At 48.2% G+C, this 12,115-nt stretch carries 9 protein-coding genes; 2 read left to right on the forward strand and 7 right to left on the reverse strand.

Annotated features, from left to right (window positions below):
• Window positions 1-107 precede the first annotated feature (107 nt).
• From ACI0FF_RS00775 to ACI0FF_RS00805, 7 genes are all read right to left on the reverse strand, one after another.
• Window positions 108-1,349, reverse strand: coding sequence for a phenylacetate--CoA ligase family protein (locus ACI0FF_RS00775; RefSeq protein ID WP_419798263.1), 1,242 nt, complete (start codon window positions 1,347-1,349; stop codon window positions 108-110).
• 48 nt (window positions 1,350-1,397) lie between these two features.
• The gene (locus tag ACI0FF_RS00780) at window positions 1,398-2,225 is read right to left on the reverse strand and encodes an ABC transporter ATP-binding protein (protein WP_188660906.1); all 828 of its coding nucleotides are present in this window, start codon (window positions 2,223-2,225) and stop codon (window positions 1,398-1,400) included.
• Between the two features lie 154 nt (window positions 2,226-2,379).
• The gene (locus ACI0FF_RS00785) at window positions 2,380-3,654 is read right to left on the reverse strand and encodes an ABC transporter substrate-binding protein (RefSeq protein WP_419798264.1); all 1,275 of its coding nucleotides are present in this window, start codon (window positions 3,652-3,654) and stop codon (window positions 2,380-2,382) included.
• Between the two features lie 110 nt (window positions 3,655-3,764).
• Entirely contained in the window at window positions 3,765-4,856 is a 1,092-nt protein-coding gene (locus tag ACI0FF_RS00790; protein ID WP_419798265.1) for a branched-chain amino acid ABC transporter permease, read from the reverse strand.
• Window positions 4,857-4,860: 4 nt separating this feature from the next.
• Complete coding sequence (locus ACI0FF_RS00795) at window positions 4,861-5,754, reverse strand: branched-chain amino acid ABC transporter permease (protein WP_417819435.1); 894 nt, start codon at window positions 5,752-5,754, stop codon at window positions 4,861-4,863.
• Between the two features lie 13 nt (window positions 5,755-5,767).
• On the reverse strand, window positions 5,768-7,702 hold the full coding sequence (locus ACI0FF_RS00800; protein WP_419798266.1) for a long-chain fatty acid--CoA ligase: 1,935 nt from the start codon (window positions 7,700-7,702) through the stop codon (window positions 5,768-5,770).
• A 1-nt stretch (window position 7,703) separates the two neighbouring features.
• The gene (locus ACI0FF_RS00805; protein ID WP_419798267.1) at window positions 7,704-8,519 is read right to left on the reverse strand and encodes an ABC transporter ATP-binding protein; all 816 of its coding nucleotides are present in this window, start codon (window positions 8,517-8,519) and stop codon (window positions 7,704-7,706) included.
• A gap of 282 nt (window positions 8,520-8,801) precedes the next feature.
• Here ACI0FF_RS00805 and ACI0FF_RS00810 point away from each other — a divergent pair, with 282 nt between their 5' ends.
• Window positions 8,802-10,841: a PAS-domain containing protein gene (locus tag ACI0FF_RS00810; protein ID WP_419798268.1), complete on the forward strand. Its 2,040-nt coding sequence runs from the start codon at window positions 8,802-8,804 to the stop codon at window positions 10,839-10,841.
• A gap of 90 nt (window positions 10,842-10,931) precedes the next feature.
• Window positions 10,932-11,654: a response regulator gene (locus ACI0FF_RS00815; RefSeq protein WP_419798269.1), complete on the forward strand. Its 723-nt coding sequence runs from the start codon at window positions 10,932-10,934 to the stop codon at window positions 11,652-11,654.
• The last annotated feature ends 461 nt before the right edge of the window (window positions 11,655-12,115 follow it).

Consider the following 12,115-nt stretch of genomic DNA (forward strand, 5'->3'; position numbering starts at 1 on the left):
GCATGATACATGACTCATATTAAAAGAGACTGCTCTAAGAAATAGCCCATAAAAAAAGCCCCTGAGCGTATATCCTCAGGGGCTTTTTCTTCACGTATCAAATTTCTTTATTCATAGGTGCGGATATCGTCGATGACTTTACCGTCATTGGCCAAGCTACCCAGTGCAACAAATTCGACACCACCGCGCAATTTACAAATTGTTTGCACAGTCTCCCCAATGGCTTTTGCCAAATCGTCGGTGCCATTCTCCACTTCACATTGCAGGGTCATAGCGTCGCGGTTATCCGCATTTGTCACAACCAGGCGGCCTTTTTGAATTTCCTCAAAACTTTTAACCACCTGATTGACCTGCCCCGGATGGACAAACATCCCCTTAACTTTGGTGGTTTGATCGGCACGACCCATCCAGCCTTTAATGCGCATATTTTTACGCCCACACGGACTTTCACCTGCCAAAACAGCGGACAAATCACCTGTCCCAAAACGGATCAACGGATATGCTTGCGAGGTCAGATTTGTAACAACCACCTCGCCCACTTCACCTTCTGCAACCGGATCATTGGTACCGGGACGCACGATTTCAACCAAAACGCCTTCATCAACGATTAAGCCTTCACGTGCAGGTGATTCATAGGCAATTGCACCAACATCTGCCGTTGCATAAACCTGACCGACCTTGATACCGCGTCCTTCAAACCAATCGCGTACTGATGGCGGCAAGGCTTCGCCTGTCACCAAGGCTTTGTTCATAAAGCTGGTATCAATCCCCGCCCCATCACATTTTTCCAGCAAAATACGCAGAAAAGACGGCGTACCGCAGTATCCATTTGGTTTTAAATCACGCAAAATTTCAAGCTGTTGTTCCGTATTGCCCGGTCCCGCAGGAATGACCGCACAACCCAAAGCACGTGCCCCACCTTCCACAATAAAACCACCTGGTGTCATATGGTAAGATAATGTATTCAAAACCACATCACCTGCACGAAAACCAGCGGCATAAAACGCACGTGCAGTGCGCCAATAATCAGGCTGACGACCTTCCGGGTCATAAATCGGCCCTGGGGATTGAAACAAACGACCAATCAAACCATTGGCTTGTGCCGTCATTCCCCCAAACGGCGGCAATTCACGTTGTTTCGTCACAAGATCAGATTTACGTGTTACCGGAATAGTTGCCAGCACCTCGCGATTGACAGATTGTGGATCAATTTCTTTTAAAAGATCCGTAAAAAAAGAAGCATTGGTTTTCGCGTGGGTAAGCTGTGTGGAAAGCTGGGCGAACTGTTCCTTTTCGCGCTGCGCCTGATCGCGTGTTTCCAGTTTGTCGTAATAGTGTTGGTCGCTCATGGTTTTACCCTGTAGTTATCTTTTTTTAGCCTGAGTGCTGAGTCTGATTTACAGCCAACGCTTACGACGTTTATAGGATTTTAGATTCTTAAAGGATTTGCGTTCTTCACCGCCACCGCCGAGATAAAATTCTTTAACATCTTCGTTACTCAGCAATTCTTCACGCGTTCCATCCAGAACGACCTTACCGGATTCCATAATATACCCGTAATCACAGTGTTTCAGTGCCATATTGGCGTTTTGTTCCACCAGCAACATGGTAATGCCCAGCTCTTTGTTCAAAGTGCGGATAATTTCAAACACTTCTTTCACCAACAGAGGTGACAGACCCATGCTCGGTTCATCCAGCAAAATCATATCAGGCTTAGACATAATCGCGCGTCCAATCGCCAGCATCTGTTGTTCCCCACCTGACAAATAACCTGCCAGACCCGTGCGTTCTTTCAAACGCGGGAAATAATGGAAAACTTTTTCAATATCAGCTTTGATCTCGGCATTACTGTCTTTGCGTGTATAGGCACCCAAACGCAGGTTCTCAATAACCGTCATATCTTCAATGATCCGGCGGCCTTCCATAACTTGGAAGATCCCATCGCGGACAATCTGATCCGGGCTGCCGTTAGCAACATTTTTACCATTGTAAATGACTTCACCACGGGTCACTTCGCCGTCTTCTGTTCCCAAAAGACCGGAAATAGCCTTCAATGTGGTTGATTTACCTGCACCGTTTGGACCCAACAAAGTCACCAGTGCGCCTTTCGGTACATCCAGAGAGACACCACGCAGTACCAGAATAACCTCGTTATAAACAACTTCGATGTTGTTTACACTCAGCATCAGGTCTGCATTGTCATTTGCTATAGCTGCCTCTGCCATCGTTTTTTCCTTTTTCCCTGCTTGCCCGTGAAAAATTCGAGCGATTTGTTTTTATAAAATGGATAAATGAATAATTTAAATTTAGCGAGGGTATCGGAGGCCCCGGACAAATCGTCCTGTCCGGGGACACTCCAACACCTCAGGAAGGTGAACCTTAGAGGCCAAGCCACTCGGGCTTACGCTCCAATTTCGCATCGAACAATTTTGTCATGCCGATTGTGCCGTCTTTCAACAGCTCAGCAACAGACTTGCTCGGATCCGGGTCGCCTTTAACGTCGGCTTGGTAAACATAAACATCCATGTGACCACGGTGATCTTCCGCTGTCCAAGTACCTGCCGGGCAAACGCCTTCAAGACCAGCCGGTACCCAGTTTGCTGTCTGGTACATGCCTTTTTTGATGTTGTCGCCGTTGATGCCGCCATTTGCCGCAGCCCATTCCATTGCTTCTTTCATGTAGAAGAAGGAACAAACGCCACGCATATAGTGTACAGGGTGGTGTTCAGCATTTGAACCGGCTGCATTGATTTCATTAACCAGTTTCATGCCCGGTACGTCCGCACCAAACGCAGCTGCACCCATCGGGAAGACAACGCCGTTTGCAGCTGAACCAGCAGCTTTCATTACGTTTTCATCCATACCCCAAACATTGGTTACAAACTGAACGCCAGCACCTACAGATTTACACGCTTTCAAAAGCGCAATACCGGAACCGCCAGTATTGGCAAGGTAAGCGTAGTTTGCACCAGACTCTTTCAATGTCAGGCATTGTGCTTTGAAATCACCCGGTTTCATTGAATAAATGATGTCGTTGCCAACTTCGAAACCAAGATCTTCTGCATAGCCTTTCGCCGCTTTTTTCGCAGCGTTCGGATAAGGGTGGTTGTCGCCCATGTAAACGAACTTAGGCTTAGCAACACCTTTTTCTTTAGCATCAGCTGCCGCCCACTGGATTACAGCACGCGCACCATCAGAATAAGACGGGCCTGCAAAGAAGTTGTAAGGTGCGCCTTTCTTCACATGCTCGGATTTACCTGTCGGATCCTGCAAGTGAGCAGAATAAGAAGCAGAGTAGTAAGGGATTTTGTCACGGCTTACGAAACCAACCAAAGCTTCTGTATCCGCAGTTCCCCAACCTTGGATAACCTTAACGCCTGCAGATTTCCATGATTTGTACTGGGCAATCGCACGCGGGGCTGCGTATGCATAATCAACTGTGTCCAGATCGATTTCCATACCGGCAATACCGCCGTGTTTGTTCAAGTATGCGGCTGCGTCCTGTTTGCCTTGTGTAAACGGCTTGGAAACAGAAGCGGTCGGACCTGTCAAGTCAGCCAAGTTGGCAATCAAAACTTTGTCAGCTGCCAGTGCAGAACCGGCAAAAGCAACCGCCGTCGTTGTGGCCAACAGGCCTGAAAGTAATTTGCGCATGAAATGCGTCTCCCTTTATTAAGTTAACCTTCCTGAAGAGGTGATCCGGGGCGTTTGGTCTTGCTTTTATCGCCCCACAGTATTCACGTAACGATTTCTCGTTATCGAGCTTAGTAAGAGAAGGGATAAAGCTTCCAATAAGCTTTAATCATCCGCCAGCGGTGTGCCAGTCCGTCCGGTTCAAAGATAAGGAACAGAACGATTGCCAAACCGATGACCATCTCTTTCATAAAGTTGATACCTTCGGTAATTGCCGGAATGTTACCCCAGTCGGTGGAGGTAATAATACCCGCCGCCCCTTGCATAACTTCAGGCAATAAGACCATGAAGGCTGTTCCCATCAGGGAACCCATCACACTGCCCAATCCCCCAATAATAATCATGCCGATAAATTGGATGGAAAGAAACAGGTTGAAACTTTCTACAGATACATATTGCAGATAATGCGCGAATAAGGCACCCGCGATCCCGGCATAGAAAGAAGAAATACCGAAAGACAAGACACGGTACCATGTCAAATTAATGCCCATCACTTCTGCAGACAGATAGTGATCACGCACCGCAACAAAGGCACGGCCATCACGTGAACGCATCAGGTTTGCTGCAAGAATGTACATGGCGATCATATAGAACAGAACGACATAATAATAACTACGGTCCCCGGACAATTGGAAACCAAAGATTTCAAAAGGATTTGCCAAAGCACCGGCAGACCCCCCTGTGAACCAATCGGCACGGGCAAAGAAATCTTCCAGAATGAACTGAGATGCCAAAGTCGCAATCGCAAGGTACAGACCTTTAATCCGTGCTGCCGGCATCCCGAACAACATCCCGATCGCCATTGTCAGCACACCTGCCAACGGAATGGAGAAGAAGACCGGAATAGAGAAATCATTGTTCATCCAGGCCGAAGCAAATGCCCCGAACCCGAAGAATGCGGCATGCCCCAATGAAATTTGACCGGTAAAACCAACCAGAATGTTCAGCCCCAAAGCCCCGATCGACAGATATCCGATTTGGATCATCAAGGTCAGGATTGTCGGGCTTACTAGTGAAAATTCACCAAATTGCAACGGCGCAACAACGCACAGCAACACACCCAGAAGAGCAAACTTCTTGGACATAGGGGTCGGAAAGATGGTTGTGTCTTTCTCGTAAGTCGTGCGGAATTCCCCGCAACGCATCATATTATAACCAGCCATCTAATTACACTCGCTCAATATCTTTTGTGCCAAACAAGCCGTACGGTTTAATCATCAAGATAATGACCAATACATAGAACGGCGCGATCGTGTACAGGTTACCCACATGGAACCATTGACTATCGGTAAATTCTGCAAAGTTTTCCAACAGACCGATAATAATCCCACCAACGATTGCCCCGATAATGGAGTCAAGACCGCCGAGGATAACCGCCGGGAACACTTTGATCCCGATGAAGGCCAAGGTGTCAGATACACCGTTCACAATCCCGATAACCACACCGGCAACCGCAGAAACAACCGCAGAAATTGCCCAAGCCATCGCAAATACGTTTTTAACCGAAATACCCAAAGATTGAGCAACCTGTTGGTCAAACGCTGTCGCACGCATGGCAAGACCGTGTTTGGATGTTTTAAAGAACCATGCAAAACCGATCATGATAAAGAGTGATATCACAAGGCTCATGATATAAGCCGTTTGCACTTGGAAGCCGAGGAACTCAACCGTTTGCGTATCAAATACACGCGGGAACGGCTGAACGTTCACACCAAACATCCATTTCATGCTTGCCTGGAAAAACAGGCTCAGACCGATGGTCACCATGATTACAGAGATAATCGGCTCGCCAATCATCGGGCGCAGGACAATCACCTGCAAGGCAATCCCGAATACGGTCATAAAGCCCAATGTAAAGAGGAAGCCCACGATGAACGGCAGTTCCCAAGTGGTCAAGAACCACCAGCAGACCCACGCCCCGATCAAGAGAAATTCCCCTTGGGCAAAGTTTACAATTTGTGTCGATTTATAGATTAGAACGAAGCACATCGCGACCACGCCGTATAAACAGCCGATGATCAGCCCGTTCATAAGCAGCTGGATAAGCAGATCCCAGTTCATTTATCGTCCTCCCTTATTCAGCCGCAGCTTTATTTGTTTGAATTGATGCACCGTCCATTGTTTCCACAACCAGGTCGGTGACGATGCGTGATTTGGATCCATCTTGGAACTGGATCATCGTGTCGATATGCACTTCCGGCTTATCTTCATAAATCGCATCGATAATATCTGCGTACTTTTCTGCAACCACTTTACGACGTACCTTACGGGTACGGGTCAATTCACCGTCATCGGCATCCAACTCTTTGTAAAGTAGAACGAATTTTTTGATTTGCTGCGCTTCAGGCAGCGTCTCATTTACTCTTTCAATCTCTTTTTTCACAGCCTTATAAATCGGTGGCAATGAAGAAAGGTTTGTATAGTTGGTAAAGGTAATCTGATTTTGTTCCGCCCATTTGGAAACAATGGAGAAACGGATACAGATCATAGCCGACAGATACGGACGATCCTTACCCAGAATAACGGCTTCTGCCACAAACGGAGAGAACTTGAGTTTATTCTCAATAAATTGTGGGGAGAAACGAATCCCGGTTGACGTTTCCGCCAAATCTTTAATCCGGTCAATCACAACCAGATGACCGTTTTCTTTCTTGAAGTAACCGGCATCCCCTGTATGCATCCAACCATCACGGACATCTTCCTTGGTTGCTTCTTCGTTTTTGTAGTAACCGAGGAACATACCGGAATTGCGCGAAACAATTTCACCAACACCTTCTTCATCCGGGTTGATGATTTTGATTTCTGCATTATCAAACGGGAAACCGACTGAATCGAAATCGATATCATCGCCACGGTGAATGGTATAAGCACCCGCCATTTCTGTTTGACCGTACAGCTGTTTCAACGGCACACCCATTGCGAGGAAGAAGCGGAATGTATCCGGCCCCATCGCCGCACCGCCAGTTGCTGCCGAACGTAGATTGGTAAAACCAAGACGATCACGCAACGCACGGAACAAAATAAAATCAGCCAATTTGGAACGACGGCCCTGATCCAGCGCTTCGATCCCCAGCTTCATCCCCCATTCAAACATTTTCTGTTTGAATTTGGTCGAATCCATCATACGGGCACGTACATCAGCCGCGATATTTTCCCAGACACGCGGTGCCAGTAGAACAAAGCTCGGACCAATTTCACGCAAATCAGCCATCATGGTTTCCGGCTCTTCCACAAAGTTCACGATAACCCGGGCAATCAAGGCCTGAGAAACCACATAAACCTGTTCCATGATCCATGGTAACGGCAGAACGGAAACATAATTATCACCCGGCAGGCGACCATCGGCACGCAAATAAGCAAGCGAATGATCCAAAAACGGCCCAGACTGCAACATGGTCAGTTTCGGGTTGGATGTTGTCCCGGATGTCGTACATAAAATAGCAACATCGTCATCTTTGCCCTGATCAACCAGCTCGTCATAAAGCTTGGGATTTTTTTTCAAAGCATCGGCTGCGATTTCTTTGAGTTTATCATGATCAATCAAACGCGGATCATCGTACTTCCGCATGCCGCGCGGGTCGCAATAAACGATATGCTTGATGGACGTTACGTCTTCCAGTTCCAACAGCTTATCTACTTGCTCTTCGTCTTCTGCGATAACGACTTTTGTTTCGGCATAGTTGATCAAATAGGACGCTTCCGGTCCCAATGAATCTTCATAAATCCCCATAGACATGGACCCGATTGCCTGTGCAGCAACCTCACCCCATACCCATTCGGGACGGTTTTTACCCAGCAGACCGACCGTGTCGCCCTTGCCGCAACCCAGCACATGCATACCCACAGCCAGAAGCTTTACTTCTTCCTGATAGTCTGCCCATGTATATTCGTTCCAGATACCGAATTCTTTTTCGCGCATGGCGATTTCATTCGGCCAGTTCTGTGCATTATAACGCAAAATCTTGGGGAAAGTATTATGCGTTTTGATGTCGCAATACTGCTCGCTCATCTTATGCCACCTCGTCGGATGCATTTTCGTCAGCGTCGTCTTCTTCACCGAGGTAAGCGCGCTTAACGTAATCGTTGCTCATAATTTCATCCGGCAGACCTTCGGCGATATTCTTACCGAAATCCAACACCATGACGCGTTCGGAAATATCCATAACAACGCCCATATCATGTTCGATCATGATAACGGTCATACCCCATTCCTCGTTGAGATCGACGATATAGCGCGCCATATCTTCTTTCTCTTCCAGGTTCATCCCGGCCATCGGTTCATCCAGCAAAATCAAATCGGGACGCAAGGCAACGGCGCGCGCCAACTCAACACGTTTGCGCAGACCATATGACAATGTACCGGCAACAGATTTACGAATATGGGAGATTTCCAAAAAGTCGATAATGTCTTCGGCTTCGCGGCGATGGATCAATTCTTCTTTTTGCGCGCCACCAAACCAATACACCCCACCCGACAGGAAATTGTTTTTCATCAGGTGATGACGACCAACCATGATGTTATCCAAAACAGACATATGCGCAAACAGCGCCAAGTTTTGGAATGTCCGCCCCATGCCCAGTTCAGCACGGTGGTTCGGGGTCATCTTGGTGACTTCCTGACCTTTAAATTTAATAGATCCTTCCTGCGGTGAATACCGCCCGGAAATACAGTTCAATAACGATGTTTTCCCCGCTCCGTTCGGACCGATGATGGAAAACAGCTCACCTTTTTTCACATTGAAACTGACATTGCTGAGCGCACGGACACCGCCGAAACGCAAGGAAATGTCATCGACTTCCAATATGGGCGTGGTTTGCCCTGTCATGTATTTTCTCCCCGTCACATCGACCCCTTATTTTTGAGAAGGCCGTTCTTTCTTGCTTATTTACAGCGCCTTATTTGATATCACTAAATTAGTTTCCAGCGAAACAAAAAGCGCAACGTTCACGTAAACGTCTTATTCGACTGTGTAGAGGCTACCTGAAAACTGTGAAGGGTCAATGCAGAGACATTCAAGAAGCGGATAAACATTGTAAAGGAATGTAAAGTTCGCCCCATTAAATCCTCTTTTCGTTAGCCTAAATATAAGCTAAAAACGGATATGATTATGGCGAAAGCGAATAAAATCGTTAATAAACAACTGCTTAATAAATTGGAAGCGCCCTCTCTAGATGCGCAACAATGGGCGTTCGTCCAAACCGGTCTTGAACATCTTGATGACGGTTTTTCTATTTACGACGCGGATTTAAAGCTGGTTGCCTGGAATTCCAAGTTTTTTGAGCTGACAGATTTCCCGATGGAAGGATTCGCACATTACGGCGCACCGTTTGAGGAGTTCATTCGATATAACGCTGAGCGCGGTGAATATGGTCAATTTCCCGTTAAAGATATTATCGAAGACAAAGTCGCAGAAGCGCGTAAATTCCTGCCCCATACAATGGAACGTGAACGTCCCAACGGCATGATCCTTGAAGTACGCGGCAACCCGATTCCCGGGGGCGGCTTCGTAACCGTCTATAAAGACATTACCGAACGTAAAATGGCTGAACGTGCCTTACGCCAAGCCAATGACGAATTGGAAGCCCGCGTTCAAAAACGCACGGCTGAGCTTAAAAACGCCTTGGACGCCTTAAAAATTTCCGAAGAACAAATCCGCCTGATCGCCGATACGGTTCCGGCCCTGATCGGTTATGTTAACCGGGATTTGACCTATTCGTTCGCCAACCGCCAATATCAGGAATGGTTCGGACGCACCCCGGCCCAAATCGTTGGACGCACCGCGCAAGAAGTTTTGGGTAAAAAAGTATATCGTGAACATTTGCCCTGCATTCGTGCGGCCTTGCGCGGTGAACGCGCCTCTCGTGAATTTGTGCTGAATGTTGCTGAAAATAAAGAACTGCATGTTCTGGTCTCTTTCATCCCGCATATGACCGATGACAATCAAGTTCATGGTTATTTCGTTCTCGGTCAGGATGTGACCGATGTACGCACCGCCGAATTTAAATACCGACAAGCCCAAAAAATGGAAGCCATCGGTCAATTAACCGGCGGCCTGTCCCATGATTTCAACAACCTGTTGACCATCATCGTTGGCAACCTGTCCGTTTTGGAAGAAGAAGAAGAAGAAAATTCCGAAACGATGGACCTTGTGTCACCTGCCTTGGATGCCGCACGGCGCGGTGCCGACCTCGTCAAACAGCTTTTGGCTTTTGCCCGGCGCCAACCCTTAAAACCCCGCATCAGTAACACAGGCGAGCTGATCAACGGAATGAAAGAACTGGTTGCGCGTGCCGTGGGTTCCCAGATCGATACACATATGCATATCAACCAGAATATCTGGCCCGTCCTGATTGATCCCTACCAATTGGAAAACGCAATCCTCAATCTCGCCATCAATGCACGTGACGCCATGAACGGTGCGGGTAAATTAGGGATTTATGCCGAAAACGTCACCTTAAAGAATGTCTTTTCCGATCGCAGTGTCGACCTGACACCGGGCGATTATGTGGTGATTTCAGTGCGCGATAACGGCTCCGGTATGTCACCTGAAATTATTGAACGCATTTACGAGCCCTTTTTCACCACAAAAGAAAAAGGACCGAACAGCGGCTTGGGCCTTTCCACCATTTACGGGTTTGTGCGTCAATCCAACGGTCAGTTACAGGTCGAAAGCACACCGGGTGAAGGTACAACCTTCCGCCTTGTCTTGCCGCGCAGCACCAAAGTCGGGGAATATGAACCCATCGCCCAGCGCGCAACCAACCTGCCCAAGGGAACAGAACGTATCCTGTTGGTCGAAGATGATCCCGGCGTGCGCGGATTTGCCACCAACAGCCTGCGCCGTCTCGGTTACGATGTGGTTGCCGCCAGCGACGGGGTGGAGGCCCTGGGCATTCTGGAACGCGATCCGGAATTTGATCTGTTGTTTTCAGATATCGAGATGCCCGGCGGCATAAACGGCATTGAACTGGCCACACAAGCGCGCACGTTAATCGCAGACCTGCCTTTGTTGTTTATGTCGGGCTATCCCGATAAGGTGATGGATCAAACTGGCCTTATTCAGGATGAACTGGACTTGGTCGCCAAACCGTTCGAACGTCAGGAAATCGCCACACGGGTTCGCAAGGCACTGGACCGAAACGACTGAGTCCTCTTGTTTTTTCAGCTTTGCAGGGGGGGCAACATCGGTTAAAATCCCGCCAACCTACAAAAATGCAATAATAAAGTCAGGGAAGAAATGACAGATACGGGCCATATTCTGGTTGTTGATGACGAACCGCATATTTGCTCGCTGGTTGAACGCTGTTTAACCGGTGTCGGCTTTCGTGCCTCTTCTGCCTCCAGCGGGCAGGAAATGAAGGAAAAAATCGCCAAAGGCGATGTGGATATGGTTGTTCTCGATCTGATGTTGCAGGGCGAAGACGGCCTCGATCTGCTGCGTGAAATCCGTCAACAAAACCATATTCCCGTTATTATTCTGACCGGAATGGGCGAAACTGCCGATATGGTCATCGGCCTGGAATTGGGCGCTGACGATTACATTTCCAAACCGTTTGAACCACGCGAACTGCGCGCACGCGTGCGCAGCGTCCTGCGCCGGGCCAAAGGCAACGCACAAGCCACGCCGAAAGGCGAAGATATCTCTGAAATGCGCTTTGCCGGATGGGTGCTGGACCGTATGGCGCGTAAACTCATTGATCCGCAAGGCGAGGAGTCTCCCTTAACGGCAGCGCAGTTTGACCTACTCTGCGCCCTTGCCAGCCATCCCAACCGGGTTCTCAGCCGTGATCAATTGCTGGATTTGGCCCGTGGACGGGAATCCTCCCCCTTTGATCGCTCCATCGATGTGCATATCGGCCACCTGCGCCAAAAAATCGAAGCCGACCCCAAAGACCCCACCATGATCAAAACCGTCTATGGCGCGGGCTATATCTTTACACCGAATGTAACGGTTCGTTAAAGGACTAGAAACGGGGAGATAGGTAGCTGTCACCGGTTACATTAGAACCAAAACCGAGAGATCGGTAACTGTCCCCCGAACTTGAACTAAAATTACAACAGCACGAAAGGACCGGACGACCTTTAGGCGACGACAACTTTGTTCAAAACTTAGAGGAACAGCTTGGCCGCCCTTTATTGCCTAAAAAGCCCGGACCAAAACCGAGAGATCGGTAACTGTCCCCCGAACTCCCCCAACTCCCCCGAACTCGGAACTCGTCCGAACTCAAATAATAGATTCACCCAAAATAACAATAGAGGTTGCTCCACAAACAAACCTAAAGTTAGGAGGAAGATTATCACTATTGAATAACATTATTGATGATTGCTCCTTCACCAAACGGAATTCCGGGGTCAGCCTCGAAATTAAATTACGTTTTTGGTTCTAATGTAACCGGTGACAGCTACCTACGTTAGTTCGGC

The sequence above is a fragment of the Terasakiella sp. 4MB5A genome, assembly GCF_050058155.1.
Lineage (GTDB): Bacteria > Pseudomonadota > Alphaproteobacteria > Rhodospirillales > Terasakiellaceae > Terasakiella > Terasakiella halodenitrificans.